The organism is Streptomyces sp. NRRL F-5650 (assembly GCF_000721365.1).
Lineage (GTDB): Bacteria > Actinomycetota > Actinomycetes > Streptomycetales > Streptomycetaceae > Streptomyces > Streptomyces ardesiacus.
Genome location: NZ_JOGV01000003.1, coordinates 305,577 through 326,119 on the forward strand (window position 1 = coordinate 305,577; position 20,543 = coordinate 326,119).

The window sequence follows — 20,543 nt, forward strand, 5'->3', positions numbered from 1 at the left end:
GGCACGCAGATCCACGTGTGCGGGCTCCTCCGGAACGATGTGGCCGGCCATGGCGAAGCGGACCGTTCCGTACGGGGGCGCGGGCATGGCAGGGCGAGCTGATGATGACTCATGAGGCGTCTGTCGTCACCCTGTGAGTTCACGCGGCCGGGGCTCGGACCGGCAGGCTCGCCTTCGTACGGGTGCGCCACCCCGCCGGGCGGATGGGTGAGCAGGAGTCAAGCGGGGTCTCCATATCGACATCAAATGCGCCCCTAGCGACGGAATTTGAGGGGATATCAGGTGACATGCCATGAATACGTGACTACTGCGAGATCTACTCTCTCTTAGAGAGATATGGCCTACTTGCTGCACTCTGTGAGTGACTTTGTCGATACATGGCGTGACGATGATCACTAATGTTCTGAGTGTCTGGCGTTTCTTCACAGACCTCTCACAGAATTCGCCCGATCTGTTTCGTCCTGCGCGAGGTCCCTCTCCGACCCCGCTCCAAGTGGTCCGGGGGGACCCTCCGTGTTCGGTCGAACTCGCCCTTCTCGAAGCCTGCGCGTCCGCAGAGCCGTGGTCGCCGCAGCCGGTGCCGCCGTACTCGTCGGTCTGTTGCCCGCGACGTCGATGGCCGTGCCGCCTGTTCCGCCGGTCAACGAGCCGGGGCGCGCGGCCCTGCGTCTCGAGTCGCTCGACAAGGCCGTTCCGGCCGACGGCAATCCGGTCAACCAGGACGTCGAGAGCCTGAAGGCCGAGGTTCCGCAGGACAGGCAAGAAGCGCCGCCCGGCACTGCCACTCCGCTTCCCGCGTCCACCGCAACGGTCACGTTTCCGTCCGGTGCCGCACGGAGTCTGTCCGCCACAGTCGAGCCCCAGTCCTCGGGCCAGGTTCCGGTCACGCTCGCCCCGGCCGAGGGGCAGCCCACCCCCACCGGTGCGTGGGGCGTGAGCGTGGACGCCCGCACCGACGTCACCACGCAGGGCGTGGACGGTGCGGTCATCCGCGTCGACCCGCCGGACACCGGCGCGGTGCCGGTCGCGCTCTCGCTGGACTACGGCACCTTCAAGAACCTCTACGGCGCCGACTGGGGCTCCCGCCTGCGTCTTGTCCAGTTCCCCGCGTGCTACCTGACCACTCCCGACGCCGAGGAGTGCCAGGCGTACACGGAGCTGGAGTCGGTCAACGACCCGGACACCAACACGGTCTCCGCGACCGTCGACCCGGCCGCCGACGACACCGTCGCCGCGGCGTCCGAAGGCACCTCCGCACAGTCAGCCGGCGCCCGCCTCCTGAACGCGGAAGGCAGCGGCGACTCCACCGTGATCGGCGCGGTCGATTCCGGAACCGGCCCCGGCGGCTCGTTCAAAGCGACCCCCCTCGCCTCGACCGGCTCCTGGTCGCACGCCGGCAGTTCCGGCGCCTTCGTCTGGTCCTACCCGCTGACCGTTCCAGCACCCCCGGCCGGCCCCGTGCCGAAGATCGCGCTCACCTACAACTCGCAGTCCGTGGACGGCCGCACCGGCGTCTCCTCCCCGCAAGGCTCGTGGATCGGCGAAGGCTGGGACTACGACCCCGGCCACATCGAGCGCCGTTACCGCAGTTGCAAGGACGACCGGAAGACCCTGGACGCCGGCGCCCCCAACAACACTGCCAAATCCAACAAGACCTCCGACCTGTGCTGGGTCTCGCACAACGCGGTCATGTCGCTCGCCGGCCGGACCACCGAGCTCGTCCGCGTCGGCACCACCAACACATACCGCCCCGCGTCCGACGACGGCACCACTGTCACGCTGAAGACCGGTGCGGCGAACGGCGACAACGACGGCGAGTACTGGGAGGTGACCAGCACCGACGGGACCGTGTACACCTTCGGCCGGCACGAGGTCGGCGCAGGCCACGCCAACACGAACTCGGTCTCCACGGTCCCTGTCTTCGGCAACCATCCCGGTGAACCCTGCCACGCCACCGCGTTCGCCGACTCCCGCTGCGGAGCGGGCAAGCAGCAAGCGTGGCGCTGGGGCCTGGACAAGGTCGCCGACGTTCACGGCAACGTGATGGTCGTCAACTGGAAGCAAGAGACGAACCACTACGCCGTCCGCGACAAGCGCAAGACTCCGGAAGCCTACGAGCGCTTCGCCTACCCCACGACCATCGACTACGGAATGCGCTCGGACGACCTGTCCAAGCCCTCAGCGCAAGTCAGCTTCGGCGTCAAGCAGCGCTGCCTGAAGTCCGTCACCGCCTGTGACCCGGCGAACTTCGCCAAGACCGACGACCCTGGCGCCTACCGCCCCTGGTGGGACACCCCCGGCAACCTCAACTGCAAATCGACGTCCAAGCTCTGCCCCGGCTTCCCGTCCTTCTGGACACAGATGCGCCTGGACACCGTCACCACCCTCGGTGCCCGCCCCGGCGTGACCGGCCTCGGCAAGGTCGACGTCTACGCCCTGCACCAGTCCTTCCCGGACGACTGGTACGACACCTCCCCGGGACTCTGGCTCAACTCCATCACTCACACCGGATTCGGTCCCGGTGACACCACGGGGACCGTCCAGTCCAAGGACGGCGTGAGCTTCGCCGAGTACCGCGTCGGCTCCTCCTCTCCACTCCAGTCCCGCCTGCGTGACCGCCAGCTCCCCAACCTCGTCCGCACCGGCCCCAAGGACCAGCGACCCGGATTCACCCGCCCCCGCATCGGCACCGTCGCCACCGAGGCCGGCGGCGACATCGAGGTCGAGTACACCGGCGGCTGCGCCACCCCGCCTTCCGAGGACAAGGGCAAGGCGAACGGAACCTGCTACCCCGTCCGCTGGTCCCCGGACGGCGACGAGAAGACGCCTCCCAAGCAGTGGTTCAACAAGTACGTCGTCGCCTCCGTCGTGGAGACCGACAAGGTCACCAACCACGGTGTACCGATCGTCACCAAGTACAAGTACACGGGGCCGGCCTGGGCCAAGTCCGACGACGAGTTCCAGCGACCCGCGCTACGCACGTACAGCGACTGGCAGGGCTACCGCCAGGTTTCCGTCACCAAGGGCAGCAAGACCACTTCCAGCAAGACCGGCAACGACGACCCGCAGTCGCAGTCGTACTCGGAGACCCGCTACTTCCTCGGCACCGGCGGCGAGGTCAAGGACACCACCGGCACGTACACCCTGGTCGGCGACGACGCCCCCCAGTACGCGGGCCTGGTCGCCGAGGCCCTCACGTACAAGGACTCGGACAAGCAACTCGTCCGGCGCGCCCTGAGCTTCCCCTGGTCCCAGCAGACCGCCTCCCGCACCCGGGAGGCGGAGGACGGCTCGGCCATGGAACCGCTCCTGGCCCACCGCGTCGGCATCAAACGCACCGACGACATCCAGTCCCTCGACGACGGCTGGCAGTCCAAGCGCACCCTGACCACCGTCGACGACACCTACGGCCTGGCCACCGAGATCGAGAGCTTCGTCGTCAAGCCCGACGCCGCCGGCGGCGAATCCCGCTCCGAGCAGGAATGCACCCGAAACACCTACGTTCACAACACCGACGCTCACCTGATCGGCCTGATCTCCCAGAGCCGGACAATCGCTGTTCCCTGCGCCCAATACGACGGCGCGAACTACGCAACACACCTGCTGAAATCGGTCCGGACCAGCTACGACAGCCTCGCGCACGCAGCCACGCCGCTCAAGGGCATGCCCACCACCGTCGCCGAATCCAACGGGGAGGGCGACGCACACAGCGTCGTCACGACCACCACCTACGATCCGCTCGGCCGCGTTCGCAAGGTCACCAGGCCCAGTCAGGGCACCACCGAGAACGTCTACACACCCGCCGACACTGGAGGCCCGCTCACCGGCCTCAAGACGATCAACGCCCTCGGGCACGCCACCACGACCACTTTCGACCCCGGCCGCTCCCTCCCCCTCACCGTCACCGACCCCAACGGCCGCGTGATCCGGTACGAGTACGACGACCTCGGCCGGCTGGTCAAGGGCTGGTCCCCGACCCGCTCCAGCGGCACCCAGACCCCCGACGTCCAGATCAGCTACCAACAGGCCACCGCCACCCCCTCCAGGACCAGCCCCGCCGCCGTCACCACCAAGACAATCAAGGATGACGGCAGTTACGCCTCCTCGGTCACCATCTACGACGGTCTGCTCCGCCCGGTCCAGACCCAGAACGAAGCCCACGGCCCCGGCCGCATCATCACCGACACCTCCTACGACGACCACGGCCGGACCAGCATCGTCACCAGCGGCTACCTCGCCGCGGACCAGCCAACCACAACACTGTTCCAACCCAGGTCCACGACCCTCATCCCCAGCTACGTCAAGACCCAGTACGACGGCATGGGCCGCACCGTCCGGCAAGCCACCTACCACGACGGCGAATTCGAGCACGAGACCTTCACCTCGTACGGCCCGAACACCGTGCACGTGGACCCTCCGGGCAACACGTCCCCGGCCACCTGGACCACCACCGACGCCCTCGGCCGGGTCACCGAGATCGAGCAGTACACCGACGCCGCCCAGACGACCACGCGGTCGACCCGCTACACCTACGACGTCCGAGGCAACCGCTCGCAGGTCACCGACCCGGCCGGCAACAAGTGGACGTACAAGTACGACGTACGCGGCCGCGTGGTGGAAGCCACCGACCCGGACACCGGCACCACCAGAACGACCGCGTACGACGGCGCCGACCGCCCCCTCACCACCGTCGACGCCAACGGCAAATCCCTCCACACGACCTACGACGCACTCGGACGAGTGACGGCTGTACGCGAGGGGTCTGCCACGGCAAGCCCCATCAAGTCCTTCACCTTCGACGCTGTCGGTGCCCTTGGCATGCCGGTCGCATCGACCCGTCACACGCCGGACGGTGACTATGTCACCAGGACCACCGGCTACACCACCGACTACCAGCCCACCGGGCGGGACATCACCATCCCCGCCAACACCAAGACCACGGGGCTTTCAGGCACATACAGCTACGCCTACAGCTACACCCCGACCGGCAAGCCCCTCTCGGTGACCTTCCCGTCGAAGGGCGGCATCGCCTCCGAGAAGGTGGTCACCCGCTACAACGAGGACGGCCTGCCCGAATCCACGGCCGGCTCCGACTGGTACACCTCCGACGTCACGTACTCCCCGTTCGGGGACGTCCTCCGTACCGTCTCCGGCTCTCAGCCCCATCGCGTGTGGACCACCAACTTCATCGACCCCCACACCGGACGCCTGCAGCGCACCGTCGTCGACCGCGAGACCTCTTCACCGCACCGCATCACCGACAGCTACTACTCGTACGACGCCTCCGGCACCATCACCTCGCATGCCCGCAAACTGAGCGAGGCGTCAAGCGCCACCTGGGACACGCAGTGCTTCACCTACGACGCCCTCGGTGAACTCGTCCACGCCTGGACCTCCAACATCACCCCCACCGGCACAGGCAACGGCTGCAAAACCGCCAACGGAGCCACTTTCGGCCACCGCACCGACTACGCCCACTCATCCGGCCCGGTCGCGGACGCTCCGAACGCGGCCACCGACACCTCCAGCCCGGACACCTCGCTGACCGGTACCCTCGCCGCGGCAGCCCCGGCCGCCGGCACGGTGGCGACCTCCGCCACCGCCTACCGCCAGGCATTCACCTACGACTGGATCGGCAACCGCTCCACCCTCACCGAGCACAACGTCACCGATCCCACCAAGAACATCACCTATCGCTCCAACTACGGCACCACCGCCGGAAACGGCGCAACCGAACCGATCAGAACCCAGCCACACACCCTCGCCTGGGTCTCCACCACCCCCACCGGCTCCGGCAGTGCCTACACCTACGACCTCGCCGGCAACACCACCAAACGCGACCTCGCCAACGACACCCAGAACCTCACCTGGACCACCGAGAACAAGCCGGCCACTGTCACCACCGGTGCCACCACGGTCAACTACACCTACGACACCGGCGGCCAACGCCTCCTGGAGAACTCCAGCGAAGGCTCCACCCTGTACCTCCCCGACGGCGAACTCACGACCGACAGCACCGGAAAGATCACCAAGGCGACCCGCAACTACGTCCACCCCGGCGCCCCGACAGTCGTCCGCACCTCAAACGGCACCAGCACCGGCCATACCCGCAACATCCAACTCACAGACCATCTGGGCACCGCCAACACCACGATCCAGATGGCCGCCAACCAACCGGTGACCAGGCGGGCTTTCAAGCCGTTCGGCGAGGCCCGCGGCCCCCAGCCGACCTCCTGGCCGGACAGGCGCAGTTACCTGGGCGCCGGCATCGACGACACCGCCACCGGCCTGACCCACATCGGCGCGCGCGAGTACGACCAGGCCAACGGACGCTTCATCAGCGCGGATCCGCTCCTGGACATCACGGACCCGTTGCAGATGAACGGCTACGCCTACGCCAAGAACAGCCCCGTCAGCACCAGCGACCCCGACGGTATGAGGCCGGTAACCGACTGTGACAGGGGCTGCCAGGACGGCAATAGCACCTACCGGGACTGGATGAAGCCGAATGGTGACGGAACCTGGTCCTACCGTTACGAAACATCGGTTTACACCTATGACGTGGAGGGTGACCTTCACAGCGTTGTCCGAACCGGCAGCTACCACCCGACGATGGGCACAACGACCCTCATCAAGCCGTACAACCTGACGGCCCAGAAGAACGCCCTCAAATTCATTTCCGGTCTCGTCTTCCCTGACGTGGAAGCATGGAAAAAGGCAATTTCCGGAGAGGCTGACGGCTGGGATTACTTCGGTATCGCCTCGGACCTTCCCTTCGCGAAGGTAGCGAAACTGGTACCTGATTCGGTCGTAAAAAAGGGTAGGGAGGCCGTCGAGAAGTGGCTCGCAAGGTTCCGCCCGGGATGTAAGTGCTTCCTTGCAGGCACCGAAGTCCTCATGGCCGACGGCAAGACCAAGGCCATCGAGAAGATCAAGGTCGGGGACGAGGTCGTTGCCACAGACCCGGAAACAGGGGAGACTCGCCTCCGCAAGGTCACCCGTCTGATCGTCACCGAAGACGACAAGCACTTCAACGAACTGACAATCGAAACACCCACCGGACCCAAAAAGCTCACCGCCACACACGAGCACCCCTTCTGGGTCCCAGAGGTCGGATCCTGGGTCGAGGCCCGCAATCTTGTCGCCGGCACGACCCTCAGAACCCCAGACGGCACCACCGTCCGCGTCATCAGCAACCGGGCATACACCAAGCACGCTCGCACATACAACCTCACAGTCGAAGACCTGCACACGTACTATGTGCTGGCGGGCGCTACTCCGGTCCTCGTTCACAACAGCAACGGCAAGGGGTGCGGGCCGAGTGGGTCGGGAATATCTGCACGTCATGAAAATGCTGGTGATCTCGGCCAGTACACCGATGGGCAGAAGACCCGGGACCCGGCTTCGCAGTGGTATCACGAGGAGCTGAGTAATGATGAGCTCCTGGACGGCATCAACAATGCTGCTGAGGGAGATGGAATCCTCGTCTCGCGTGATGGCACGATTCTGGGAGGTCATCACCGAAAGGACGAGGTTCTGAGAAGGATCAGGGACGGGAGTCTTGACCCGGATACGCGGATTCGTATCGACGTCTACGATGGGGATTAGTTCTGATGGCACTCATCCATTTGACGGACCCTGACTTCCGCGTATGTGAGATCAGCTTCGACTCGTTGCTGGTGATCCAGGCAGAGGCGGAGGAGCGAGGCTGGGCAACTCGATGGTCCTCCGTGGATGCGCTTCGGAGTCAGGTCAGGGAAGGCGCCGTTTTGCTCCGGCCGTTGATGCGGGAGGAGCGCGGAGGGGTTGTGCAGGCGTATCGATGTCTGCTGCTTTTCGCGACGGATGGTGACCAGAATGCTGGTGGAGTCGCCACTATCGACCTTGATCCGGCAAGGCTGAAATCTCTGGATCGAATCGATCGAGATCCTGCTGTTCGGAGAGTTCTCGCGCGGATGTTCACGCTAGCGACAGGCGGGATTTCGATGATCTCGAAGAAATAGCATCTGGATCTGCGTAGAAAGGCGACAGTCAGTTCACTGATTTGCGCTATTGTGGAACTCTGCATGTTCGCTATAGCGAAATCCAGAGGTCCTCGCGTGACCGGCTTCGTGTTGGAGGCGGAGCCTGACGTGGGCGTAGACGGTTGCGGTGACGCCGATGTGGGCGTGGCCGAGGCGTTCCTTGATCACGACGAGTTCGACTCCCTGTTCCAGGAGCAGGGTCGCGGTCGAGTGCCGGAGGTCGTGGAAGCGGATGCGGCGGAGGCCGGCCTTGCGGAGGAGCGCGATGAAGGTGCGAGTGAGGTTGGTTGGGTCGATCGGTCGGCCCTGCACCGTGGTGAACACGTGCCCGTCGTGCCGCGACGTGGTGCCTACGGCTTCCTGTTCGCGCTGCTGCTCATGGTGGAGCTCCAGCGACTGGACGCAGCATGTGGGGAGAGCGATGCGGCGCTCGGACGCCCGCGTCTTGGTGGGCAGCGCGGTGAGCCCGCCCGCGGCGGTTCGCTGCAAGGTTCAGCGGATTGCGGCGGTGCCCGCGTCGAGGTCGAGGTCTTCCCAGTGGAGGCCGAGGAGTTCGCCCTTGCGGAGCCCGGTGCGCAGGGCGAGTTCGTACAGGGCGTGAAGCCGATCAGCACGGGTCGCTTCGAGGAATCGGCGGGCTTCGGCAGATGTGAGGGGCTGGAAGCGTCTGGGGCGGGGTGTGGTGGTCTTGACGTTGCGGGCGACGTTGCGGGGCAGTTCGTCTTCGCGGACGGCGTGCTCCAAGGCGGACTTGAGGACCGAGTGGATGTACGTCACGGTCAGCGGCGACAGCGTCTTGCCGCAGCACTGGCAGACCGCGCGGAGCCGGTCGAGGTAGAACCGCACGTCCTTGGAGGTGAGCCGCGCGAGCTTCTTCCTCCCGAGACCTGGGATGAGGTGGAGGCGGAGGCAGGCCGCGTAGCGGGTGTGAGTGTTCTCCCGGAGCTGGTGTACTGCGACGCTATTGAGCCAGTACGTGAGGTAGTCGCCGACGGTGCTGTCGGCTGCCGCAACGGGGAGGCCGCGTTCGCTGTTGGCGATCTTCTCGGTGAGCTTGGCCGGGGCCTCCTTGCATTCATCGCCGACCATCACGCTCGATCACTACGCGCACTTCATGCCGGAGGCGGGGAAGAAGGGGCGCGGGGTGATCGATAGCCTGCTGGGGGAGCGGGCGGAGGAGAGTTCCGGCCCAAACTCCCCAGATTCTCCCCAGGCCCGGTCCTGAGTGGAGACGTGGCCGTCCGACGCGCGTAAACAGCGAGGTGAGAGCCCGTATGTTCACCACCCGCCCCACCCTCCAGGGCACCTTCGGCATGGTGTCCTCCACCCACTGGCTGGCCTCGCAGTCGGCCATGGCGGTGCTGGAGGACGGGGGCAACGCCTACGACGCCGCCGTGGCCGGGGCCTTCGTGCTGCACGTCGTCGAGCCGCACCTCAACGGGCCAGCCGGAGAGGTGCCGATCCTGCTCGCACCGGCCGGCGGCGAGGTGCGGGTGCTGTGCGGGCAGGGTGTGGCCCCGGCCGGGGCGGGCGTCGCGCACTACAAGGGGCTCGGACTCGACCTGGTGCCCGGCACCGGACCGCTCGCCGCGGCCGTGCCCGGGGCCTTCGACGCCTGGCTGCTCCTGCTGCGCGACCACGGCACCAGGTCACTGGCCGACGTGCTGAAGTACGCCATCGGCTACGCCGAGCACGGGCACGCACCCGTGGAGCGCGTCGTGGAGACCGTCGGGACCGTACGGGAGCTGTTCGAGACGGAGTGGACCTCCTCCGCCGAGGTCTACCTGCCGGGCGGCCGGCCGCCCCGCCCGGGCGAACTGCTGCGCAACCCCGCCCTCGCCGCGACCTGGCGGCGGCTGCTCGCCGAGGCCGCGGGCGCGGGGGACCGGGAGGCGGAGATCGACGCGGCGCGGGAGGTCTGGCGCCGCGGATTCGTGGCCGAGGCCCTCGTACGGCAGTCCGGGCGGCCCACCCTGGACACCAGCGGTGAGCGCCACACCGGCACCCTGACCGCCGCCGACCTCGCCGGCTGGTCGGCCCACTACGAGGCCCCGGTGACGTACGACTGGCACGGCTGGACCCTGTGCAAGGCCGGTCCCTGGAGCCAAGGGCCCGTGCTGCTGCAGCAGTTGGCGCTGCTCCCGGCCGAACTCCCCGAGTACGGCTCCGCCGACTACGTCCACCTGCTGGTCGAGGGCTGCAAGCTCGCCATGGCCGACCGGGAGGCCTGGTACGGCGACGCGGACGGCGCAGACCGGGTGCCGCTCGGCGACCTGCTGTCACCGGAGTACAACGCGCGGCGGCGGCAACTCGTCGGCGACAGGGCGTCCTTCGAGCTGCGGCCCGGCGCACCCGGCGGGCGCACCCCGCGGCTGAGCGCGCACGCCCTCGTCGCCGCCGTGGAGGGGGAGGGGCTCGACGCCCTCGGGGTGGGCGAGCCGACCGTCGCCAAGAGCCCGGCCTCCCCGGTGCCGGGGGAGCCGGACGTCGCCGCCGACGGGGGCACCCGGGGCGACACCTGCCACCTGGACATCGTGGACCGCTGGGGCAACATGGTCTCGGCCACGCCCAGCGGCGGCTGGCTCCAGTCCAACCCCGTCGTACCCGAACTGGGCTTCCCACTCGGCACCCGGCTCCAGATGACCTGGCTGGAGGAGGGCCTGCCCAACTCGCTCACGCCGGGACGCCGCCCGCGCACCACGCTCACGCCGTCCCTCGCGCTGCGCGACGGCGTGCCGGTCATGGCCTTCGGCACCCCCGGCGGCGACCAGCAGGACCAGTGGCAGACGCACTTCTTCCTCGCCGTCGCGCTGCGCGCGCGGGTGCGCGGCGGCCTCGACCTCCAGGGCGCGATCGACGCCCCGAACTGGCACAACGACAGCTTCCCCGGCTCCTTCTTCCCCCGCGGCATGCGGGCGGGTTCGGTCACGGTGGAGTCCCGCATGCCCGCGGAGGTCGTCGAGGGGCTGCGGCGCCGCGGGCACGAGGTGACGGTGGGGGAGGCGTGGTCGGAGGGCCGGCTGTGCGCCGTCGCGCGGGACCCGGAGACGGGCGTGCTGTCGGCGGCGGCGAACCCGCGCGGCATGCAGGGCTACGCGGTCGGCCGCTGACCCGGCACCGCCGCCGCCCGGTCCGCCGCCGGGCGGCCACCGCAGCCACCGCACCGGGTGTTCGTCGCGATTCCACCCGGAGTACACCGTCCGGGCGGGGATTGTCAGTGGCGCGTGCTCTCATGGAGCCATGATCGAGAGCAACGAAACCATCGACGAGTTTCTCGCCCGGCACACCGACGACGTGGAAGAGGCCGTCCGCAAGGCCGCCGCCCTGGAGATCATGCCGCGCTGGCGCCGGCTCGCGGCCCACGAGGTCGACGAGAAGGCGGGCCCGCACGACCTGGTGACGGACGCCGACCGCAGGGCCGAGCTGTATCTCACGGAGGTCCTGGCCGGTCTCCTGCCGGGCTCCGTGGTGGTCGGCGAGGAGGCGGTGCACGCGAACCCTGCCTCCTACGACGCGATACGCGGCCAGGCACCGGTGTGGATCGTCGACCCGGTCGACGGGACCCGGCAGTTCGTGCGCGGCGAGGAGGGCTTCTGCACGCTGGTGGCCCTCGCCCACCACGGCGTCGTGCACGCCTCCTGGACCTACGCCCCCGCCGACGACCGGCTCGCCACGGCCGTACGGGGCAAGGGGGCCTTCCTGGACGGCGAGCGGCTGTACGCCGGGCCGCCCGAGCCCGGGCGCGAGCTGCGGGTCGCCACCTCCCACCCGGACTACACGACGGACGACCAGAAGCGCGACCTGCTCGCCCTGCGCGCCCCGGGCGTGGCACCCCGCCCCTGCGGTTCGGCGGGACTGGAGTACCTCGCGGTCGCCCGGGGCGAGTGCGAGGCCACCGCCTTCTCCTGGGAGGCGGCGTGGGACCACGCGGCCGGCCTCCTCCTGGTCGAGGAGGCGGGCGGCGCCCACCTGACCCGCGCGGGCGAACCCTTCCGCATCACCGGGGGCAACGACCTGCCGTTCACGGCCGCCCGCGACGCGGCCACGGCACGTCGGGTGGTGGCGCTGCTGTCGGGCGAGGGGTGAGTGCCGCATGCCACCGGGGGCGGGGCCCGCGACCGTGCGCCGTCGGACCCCGGGCCTATCCTGATCCCCAGTGGCCATCGGCTGACGAAGGGGTCCGAAGGTGCCGTCGATGCTCGATGCGGTCGTAGTGGGTGCGGGGCCGAACGGACTGACCGCCGCCGTGGAGCTGGCCCGGCGCGGCTTCTCGGTCGCCGTGTTCGAGGCCCGGGAGGCCGTCGGCGGCGGGGCACGCACCGAAGAGCTGACGCTGCCCGGGTTCCGGCACGACCCGTGCTCGGCGGCGCACCCGCTCGGCATCAACTCCCCGGCCTTCCGCGGTCTCCCCCTGGAGCGTTACGGCCTGGAGTGGCTGCACCCCGCGCTCCCCATGGCGCACCCCTTCCCGGACGGCTCGGCCGCCGTGCTGTCCCGGTCGGTCGGCGAGACGGCCGCGTCCTTCGGGGCGCGCGACGCGGGCGCGTACCGCAGGCTGGTCGAGCCCTTCCTGCCCAGGTGGGACACGCTCGTCCGGGACTTCATGTCCCTGCCGCTGACCGCGCTGCCCCGCGACCCCGTCACCCTCGCCCGGTTCGGTCTGACCGGCCTGCCCCCGTCGACGTGGCTGATGCGCCGCTTCCGCGACGAGAAGGCCAAGACCCTCTTCGCCGGGCTCGTCGCGCACGTGATGGCCCCGCTCGGCGGCTTCGCCACCGGCGCCATAGGCCTGGTCTTTGCCCTCGCCGCGCATGCCCGGGGATGGCCCGTGGCCCGCGGCGGCTCCCAGTCGATCTCCGACGCCCTCGCCGCCCACCTCGCGGACCTCGGCGGCACCGTCCACACCGACTACGAGGTCAAGCGCCTCGACGACCTGCCGCCCGCGCGGGCGTACGTCTTCGACACCTCGCCCACGGCCCTGGCCCGGATCGCCGGCCTGGGCAACCACTACGCGGGCTACCGGTACGGTCCCGGTGTCTTCAAGGTCGACTACGCGCTGGACGGTCCCGTTCCGTGGACCGCCGAGGAGGCCCGCGGTGCCGGCACCGTGCAGATCGGCGCCGACAGCGCGGAGATCGGCGCTGCTCTCGACGCCGCCTCCGGCACCGGCCGCGCGCCCGAGCGCCCGTTCCTCATCACCGTGCAGCCCAGCGTCGCCGACCCCACCCGCGCACCGGCCGGGCGGCACGTCTTCTGGGCGTACGGCCACGTCCCCCACGGCTGGAGCGGCGACCTCACCGACGTGATCGAACGCCAACTGGAGCGCTTCGCCCCCGGCTTCCGGGACCGGGTGCTCGCCCGCGCCACCGCAGGCCCGCCCGAACTCGCCGCCCGCAACGCCAACTACGTCGGCGGCGACATCGCCACCGGCGCGGTCAGCGGCCTGCAAGTGCTCCTCCGTCCCAAGCTCTCCCTCTTCCCCTACTCGACCCCGCACCCGGCCGTGTTCATCTGCTCGTCGGCCACCCCGCCGGGTCCGGGCGTCCATGGCATGTCGGGCCACAACGCGGCGAAGGCGGTCTGGCGCCGACTCCGCCAGAGCTGAGCCACCGCAGCAGGACAGGCAAGGCGGGCAGAACAGGCAGAGCAGCCACAGCACTGCAGAGCAGCCACAGCACCGAGAGCAGCCACGGCACCGCAGAGCAGCCACGGCACCGAGAGCAGCCACAGCACCGCAGAGCAGCCCGAGCACAGCAGGCGCAGCACCGAGCCGAGCGAGGACCCCCCCATGCCCACCCTCACCCTCGTCCAGGGCGACATCACCCTCGAACACGCCGACGCGATCGTGAACGCCGCCAACTCCTCGCTCCTCGGCGGAGGCGGCGTGGACGGCGCCATCCACCGGCGCGGCGGCCCCGCGATCCTCGAGGAGTGCCGCAGGCTCCGCGCCGGCCACCTCGGCAAGGGCCTGCCCACCGGCCAGGCGGTCGCCACCACCGCGGGCGACCTGGACGCGCGCTGGGTGATCCACACGGTCGGCCCGGTGTACAGCGCCTCCGAGGACCGTTCCGGCCTCCTCGCCTCCTGCTACCGCGCGTCCCTGCGCGTCGCCGACGAGCTGGGCGCCCGCACGGTCGCCTTCCCGGCCATCTCCACCGGCGTCTACCGCTGGCCGCTCGACGACGCCGCCCGCATCGCCGTCGAGACGGTACGGGGCGCGGGCACGGCCGTCGAGGAGGTCAGGTTCGTCCTCTTCGACGACCGGGCCCACGAGGCGTTCGCCGCGTTCGCCGGCTGACCGCCCGGCCGGGGCGGAGTCTGCGCCCGGGCATGCGACCACCCGGAATCGGCCTCCGACCTGGCTTGACGCTTTGTTGCAAGTGATGTGCAATAACATCGCATCGACAACAGCGTGGGGGAGACATGACAGCCCGTCGGACCCGTTTGACCCGTCGGACCCGTTCGAACGGCCAGAGCAACCGGAGCCACCGGAGCGGCCGGAACCTTCCGATACGGAGCGCCGCCGCGGCGGTGGCACTCGCCGCCGGTGCGGCCGCCTGCTCCGCGCCCTCGGGCGGGAGCAAGGACGGCGACGCCGGGGACGCCGCGTCCGTCGTGATCGGGGTGGCCTCCGAGCCGGACACCCTCAGTCCGCTGCTGGGCTACGGCAAGGACGGCAACTCCAAGATCTTCGACGGGCTGCTCGCCCGTGACGCCGACCTGAAGCTGAAGCCCGCGCTCGCCACCGCGCTGCCGAAGGTGACCGACGGCGGCCGGACGTACACGTACACCCTGCGCGACGGCGTGAAGTTCAGCGACGGCGAACCCCTGACGGCCGAGGACGTCGTCTACACGTACCGCACCGTCCTGGACGCGAAGACCAACAACACCGCCCGCAGCGAACTCGACGCCGTCGAGGAGGTCCGCGCGGACGGGGACGACACCGTCGTCTTCACGCTCAAGTACCCTTACGCGCCCTTCGCCGCCCGCACCGTCCTGCCCGTCGTCCCCCAGCACGTCGCGGGCGCGCAGGACCCCAACACCGGCGACTTCAACACCAAGCCGGTCGGCACCGGACCGTACGTGCTCACCCACTGGAGCAAGGGCGAGAAGCTCTCCTTCAAGGCCAACCCGCACTACTGGGGCGACAAGCCCGCGGTGAAGTCGTTCACCATGGCCGTCATCGCCGACGACAACGTACGCGCCACCCGGCTGCGCTCCGGCGACCTCGACGGCGCGGTCCTGCCGCCCAACCTCGCCGCCACCTTCGAGAAGGACGACGGCACGCGCACCTACCGGGCCAGGTCCTACGACTTCCGGGCCGTCACCCTGCCCACCTCGGGCAAGGTCACCGGCGACCGCGCCGTCCGCAGGGCCCTGGACGCCGCCGTGGACCGGCAGGCCATGGTCGACAAGATCCTCGACGGCGCGGGCCGGCCCGCGTACGGGCCGCTGCCCGTCGACGACCCCTGGTACGAGCGCGGCATCGAACGCCCCCACGACCTCGGCGCGGCCAAGCGCATCCTGGACGAGGCCGGCTGGAAGCAGGGCTCCGGCGGCGTACGCGCCAAGGACGGACAGCGCGCCTCGTTCACCCTCTACTACCCCTCGGGGGACAAGGTCCGCCAGGACCACGTGCTCGCCTACGCCTCCGACGCCAAGAAGGCCGGCATCGAGGTGAAGGTCGAGGGCGCCACCTGGGAGGTCATCGAACCGCGGATGAAGACCGACGCGGTGCTCGCGGGCCTCGGCAGCGTCGGCGACCCCGACTTCGGCCTCTACACCCTGCTGCACTCCACCCTCGCCGGCGACGGCTTCAACAACATGGCCCACTACGACAACCCGGCCGTCGACAAGGCGCTCGACACCGGGCGCCGCAGTCAGGACCCGGACAAGCGCGCGGCCGCCTACGACACGCTCCAGCAGGCCCTCGTCGACGACCCCGGCTACACCTTCCTCACCCACATCGACCACCTCTACGTCCTCGCCGACCGCTGGGACGGGCTGACCACCCAACTGGAGCCGCACGAGCACGGCTTCGCCAGCGGACCCTGGTGGAACATCGAGGACTGGCAGCCCAAGAAGTGACCGGAACCGTCCGGCGGCTGCCCTGGGGCGCGATGGCACGACTGGCGGGGCGGCGGGCGCTGTTCGCCCTGCCCGTCGTCCTCGTCGTCACCTTCGGCGTGTTCGCCATCGCCGCCGCCTCCCCCTTCGACCCCGTCAAGGCGTACGCCGGCACCGCCGCGCTCGGCGCCGACCAGGAGACCCTGGACCGGCTGCGCGAGAACCTCGGCGTCGACCAGTCCTTCGTCGTGCGCTGGTGGCACTGGCTGACCTCCGCCGTCACCGGCGACCTCGGCCACTCCAGCGTGCTGCGGCAGCCCGTGACGCAGGTGATCGGCGAACGCCTCGTCTGGTCCGCCCTGTTGTGCGCCGTCGCGTTCGCCGTGGCCGTCACCCTCGGCACCCTCCTCGGCGTGCTGGCCGCCCGCCGGCCCGGCTCCGTGCTCGACCGGGCGGTGACGTCCCTCGCCTACACCCTGGAGGCGGCACCGGTCTTCTGGATCGCGCTGCTCGCCGTGTGGCTCTTCGCCCTCCAGTGGGACGTGCTGCCCGCCGGAGGTCTCACCGACACCGCCAGCGAACGGGTCACCCCGGGCCAGGTCGCGGGCCACATCGTGCTGCCCGCGGGTGTGCTCGCCGTCTCCCAACTGCCCTGGTTCACCCTCTACGTGCGCCAGGGCGTCGGCGACGCCCTCGCGGAGGACCCGGTGCGCGGCGCCCGGGCCCGCGGACTGCGGGAGGGCACGGTACTCCTCGGGCACGCGCTGCGCTCCGGACTGCTGCCCGTGCTCACCCTGATCGGCTCCCGCGTGCCCGAACTCATCACCGGTGCCCTGCTGGTGGAGAGCGTCTTCAGTTGGCCGGGCATCGCCGCCGCCACCGTCGAGGCCGCCACCGCAGTCGACTTCCCGCTGCTGGCCGCCCTGACCACGCTCGCCACCGCCGCCGTACTCGCCGGCAACCTGCTGGCCGACCTGCTCTACGGACTCTTCGACCCGAGGGTGAAGCTCAGTGAGATGTGATGGCCATGGCTGACGTCGCGGCAGGCAAGACCGCCACCGGGTGGCGCTCGCGCACCGGTGACCGCCGCTCCACCCGCACCCTGCGCCTGCGCACCTCCGTCGTGCTGCTGGCCCTCACCGTGCTCGCCGTACTGCTCGTGCCGCCGCTGGTGCGGCTCGACCAGCAGGCCGTCGATCTCGCCGCCAAGCTCCAGGCACCCACCTGGGCGCACCCGTTCGGCACCGACGACGTCGGCCGCGACCTGCTGCTGCGCTGCGTCTACGGCCTGCGGGTCTCCCTGCTCGTCGGGGTGGCGGCCGCGCTGACCGCGACGGTCGTGGGCACCGCCGTCGGCGCCGCCGCCGGGGCGCTCGGCGGGTGGGTCGACCGGGGCGTCATGCGGGCCGTCGACGCCCTCTCCTCCGTGCCCCACCTGTTGATGGGCATCTTCATCGTCGCGCTGTTCCGGCCCGGCGTCTGGCCGGTGGTGGCCTCCGTCGCGCTCACCCACTGGCTGTCCACCGCCCGCATCGTCCGCGCCGAGGTGCTGTCCCTGCGCGCCCGCCCCCACATCGACGCGGCCGTCTCCGGCGGCGCGTCCCGGTGGCGGGTGACGGTGCGGCACCTGCTGCCCGGCGTCCTGCCGCAGGCCGCACTGGCCGCCGTACTCATGGTGCCGCACGCCATGTGGCACGAGTCGGCGCTGTCCTTCCTCGGCCTGGGCCTGCCCACCCACACCGCGAGCCTCGGCAACCTCATCCAGGAGGCCCGCGGTTCGCTGCTGGCCGGGCACTGGTGGCCCACCCTCTTCCCCGGCCTGTTCATCATCGTGCCCACCCTCGCCGTCGCCGGACTCGCGGGCGCCTGGCGGGAACGGATCAACCCCCGCCGCCGATCGGAGCTGATGCTGTGACCGAGCGAGCCCCCGTGCTGTCCGTACGCGGCATGTCGGTGCGTTTCCTCATGCCGGGCGGGCGCCGCGTCGCCGCCGTCACCGACGCCCGCTTCGACGTGGCGCCGGGCGAGTGCCTGGCCCTGATCGGCGAGAGCGGCTGCGGCAAGTCCGTCCTCGCCTCCGCCCTGCTCGGGCTGCTGCCCGGCAACGCGCAGACCGCGGGCCGCGCGCTCCTCGGCGACCTCGACCTGCTCGCCGCCGACGAGCGGACCCTCGCCCGCACCGTACGCGGCCGGCTGGTCGGCCTCGTCCCGCAGAGCCCGGCCGCCCACCTCACCCCGGTCCGCACCATCCGCTCGCAACTGGAGGAGACGGTCGCGGAACTGGCCGCGGTCCGCGGACGCACGGCGCTGCGCGAGGCCGCCGAGGCAGCCGCCGAACGCGCCGCGTTCCCGGTCACCCACCTCGACCGCCACCCGCACGAACTCTCCGGCGGCCTCGCCCAGCGCGCCGCCACCGCCCTCGCCCTCGTCGGCGACGCCCCGCTGCTGCTCGCCGACGAACCCACCACCGGCCTCGACCGGGACCTCGTGGACCGCACGGCCGACGAACTGAGGCGACATGTCGACCAGGGCGGGAGCCGAGCCCTGCTGATGATCACCCACGACCTGGCCGCCGCCGAGCGCATCGCCGACCGCGTCGCCGTCATGTACGCCGGCCGCATCGTCGAACTCGCCGACGCCGACGCCTTCTTCGGCGCCGCAGGCCCACGCCACCCCTACAGCCGCGGCCTGCTCGACGCGCTGCCCGACCGCGCCTTCGCCCCCATCCCCGGCCTGCCGCCCGAACTCGGCGCCCTCCCCAACGGCTGCGCCTTCGCCGCCCGCTGCGCCCGGGCGAGCGACGCCTGCGCCGCCCGGCCCCCGCTGCGCGACGCGGTGGCCTGCCACCATCCGCACACCGTGCTCACGGAGGCCGCCGACCGTGCTTGAACTGTGCGCCGTCACCGCCGGATACGACCGGAAGGCGCCGGTGTTCCGGGACGTCTCCCTGTCCGTCGCACCGGGGGAGGCCGTCGGGCTGCTCGGTGCGAGCGGCTGCGGCAAGTCCACCCTCGCCCGCGTCGCCGCCCTGCTGCACCGCCCCGACGCCGGAACGCTGGTCCTCGACGGCACCCCCGTACGGCGCTGGCGGCACCGCGCTCCCCGGGACCGGCGCACCGCCGTCGGCGTCGTCTTCCAGCAGGCCCGCCTCTCCGCCGACCCCCGGCTCACCCTCGCCGACCTGGTCGCCGAGCCACTGCGGGCCACCGGCCGACGGGAGGAGGCGGACAGGCGGGTCGCCGAACTGGCCGACACCGTGGGGCTGACCACCGACCTGCTGACCAGGCGTCCGCACGAGGTCAGCGACGGCCAACTGCAGCGGGCCTGTCTCGCCCGCGCCCTGGTGCTGCGCCCGCGCTGGCTGGTGTGCGACGAGATGACCGCCATGCTGGACGCCTCGACCACGGCCGCCCTGGTCCGGGTGGTGGAGGACTACCGGGCCGTCACCGGAGCGGGGCTGCTGGCCGTCGGCCACGACCGGGTCCTGCTGGACCGCTGGTGCGACCGCACGGTGGAATGGGCCTCCCTGGTCTCCCCGGCCGCCACGACGGCGGACTGACTCCGCGCCCCCGGGCGGGTCAGCGGGTGCTCCACTTCTGGTTGTCCCGGCCGCTGCACTCCCAGAGCTGGAGCTTCGCGCCGTTGCCGGTCTTCTCGTCGACGACGTCCACGCACTTGTTGGCCTGCACGTTGACCAGGTCCCGGGGCCCGGCCAGGATGAACTGCTGCGCGGGGTTGCCGCTGCACACCGCCACCTGGACCACCGTCCCGTTGGCCGTGCCGCCCCAGGTCGCGTCCATGCACAGGCCCAGCGACCGGATCGTCCCGTCGGGGCGGAAGTCCCACCGCTGCCAGTTCTTGCCGGTGCAGTCCGCGATCTGCAGCGGCGCACCGTCCCGCCACTTGTGCCCCGCCACCTCGATGCAGCGGTTGGAGGCGTGGCCGTAGATGGTCGTGCCGGGGGCGACCGTCTCCGGCGTCTCGGCCTCCGGCTTCTCCTGGCCGCCCCCGCCCGAACTCTCCTTCTGGGTCTTCTTGGGCGCCGGCGCCTTCTCCCCGGCGCCGTCACCCCCGTCGTCCTGCGGCTCCGGCGGGGCCGGCTGCTGCACCTTCGGCTGTTCGGGGGCGGGCGCGGACTCGGCGGTGCTGGGCAGGGTCTCGGGGTCGGCACTGGGACTGGGGGCCAGGGCCGCGCCGGCCTGCTGGGTCTGCTCGGTGGCACTCGTGCGGACCTGCGGCTTGTACGCGATCCAGATCATCACGAACGCCACCGCGACGGCCACGAAGATCCCCAGGAACGTCGCCAGCCAGCGCGGCAGGAACCCCCGCTGCACATACATGCCCTCGACCGGTGTGGGATCCACCCCCGAACGGCGCACGGCCAACTGGTACGGCCGCTCCTCCTTCGCACCGAACCAGATGATCCGCTTCGGCTTCAGCGTCGCCTCCACG

Annotated in this window: 11 protein-coding genes and 1 pseudogene; 10 read left to right on the plus strand and 2 right to left on the minus strand. The window is 70.4% G+C overall.

Annotated elements, in window-relative coordinates:
- Positions 1 to 513 precede the first annotated feature (513 nt).
- On the plus strand, positions 514 to 7,608 hold the full coding sequence (locus tag IG88_RS0105845; protein ID WP_420712071.1) for a polymorphic toxin-type HINT domain-containing protein: 7,095 nt from the start codon (positions 514 to 516) through the stop codon (positions 7,606 to 7,608).
- 428 nt (positions 7,609 to 8,036) lie between these two features.
- On the opposite strand, the pseudogene IG88_RS38370 reads toward IG88_RS0105845, so the two are convergent.
- Positions 8,037 to 9,107: pseudogene (locus IG88_RS38370) on the minus strand (tyrosine-type recombinase/integrase); the annotation flags it as partial.
- Between the two features lie 191 nt (positions 9,108 to 9,298).
- Between IG88_RS38370 and IG88_RS0105855 the strand changes: the two are divergent.
- The 9 genes from IG88_RS0105855 (at position 9,299) to IG88_RS0105895 (ending at position 19,650) form a co-directional block, all read left to right on the plus strand.
- Positions 9,299 to 11,134: a gamma-glutamyltransferase family protein gene (locus IG88_RS0105855; RefSeq protein WP_031035716.1), complete on the plus strand. Its 1,836-nt coding sequence runs from the start codon at positions 9,299 to 9,301 to the stop codon at positions 11,132 to 11,134.
- 130 nt (positions 11,135 to 11,264) lie between these two features.
- Positions 11,265 to 12,110 (plus strand): inositol monophosphatase family protein, encoded by an 846-nt coding sequence (locus tag IG88_RS0105860; RefSeq protein ID WP_031035718.1) that lies wholly within the window; start codon positions 11,265 to 11,267, stop codon positions 12,108 to 12,110.
- Between the two features lie 109 nt (positions 12,111 to 12,219).
- A complete protein-coding gene (locus IG88_RS0105865) occupies positions 12,220 to 13,629 on the plus strand; it encodes a phytoene desaturase family protein (RefSeq protein ID WP_031035720.1) in 1,410 nt (469 codons plus the stop codon).
- Between the two features lie 183 nt (positions 13,630 to 13,812).
- Complete coding sequence (locus IG88_RS0105870; RefSeq protein ID WP_031035722.1) at positions 13,813 to 14,322, plus strand: O-acetyl-ADP-ribose deacetylase; 510 nt, start codon at positions 13,813 to 13,815, stop codon at positions 14,320 to 14,322.
- Between the two features lie 125 nt (positions 14,323 to 14,447).
- Entirely contained in the window at positions 14,448 to 16,112 is a 1,665-nt protein-coding gene (locus IG88_RS0105875) for an ABC transporter substrate-binding protein (RefSeq protein ID WP_107452045.1), read from the plus strand.
- A 32-nt stretch (positions 16,113 to 16,144) separates the two neighbouring features.
- Complete coding sequence (locus IG88_RS0105880) at positions 16,145 to 17,113, plus strand: ABC transporter permease (RefSeq protein WP_031035727.1); 969 nt, start codon at positions 16,145 to 16,147, stop codon at positions 17,111 to 17,113.
- Positions 17,114 to 17,118: 5 nt separating this feature from the next.
- Positions 17,119 to 18,006, plus strand: coding sequence for an ABC transporter permease (locus IG88_RS0105885; RefSeq protein ID WP_031035729.1), 888 nt, complete (start codon positions 17,119 to 17,121; stop codon positions 18,004 to 18,006).
- Positions 18,003 to 18,980, plus strand: coding sequence for an ABC transporter ATP-binding protein (locus IG88_RS0105890; RefSeq protein WP_031035731.1), 978 nt, complete (start codon positions 18,003 to 18,005; stop codon positions 18,978 to 18,980). Before IG88_RS0105885 ends, IG88_RS0105890 begins: the two co-directional genes overlap by 4 nt.
- On the plus strand, positions 18,973 to 19,650 hold the full coding sequence (locus IG88_RS0105895; RefSeq protein ID WP_031035733.1) for an ABC transporter ATP-binding protein: 678 nt from the start codon (positions 18,973 to 18,975) through the stop codon (positions 19,648 to 19,650). Before IG88_RS0105890 ends, IG88_RS0105895 begins: the two co-directional genes overlap by 8 nt.
- Before the next feature lie 19 nt (positions 19,651 to 19,669).
- Here IG88_RS0105895 and IG88_RS0105900 read toward each other — a convergent pair.
- Positions 19,670 to 20,543, minus strand: an 874-nt coding sequence (locus IG88_RS0105900; protein ID WP_031035735.1) for an RICIN domain-containing protein, incomplete at its 5' end; no start/stop codon positions are given.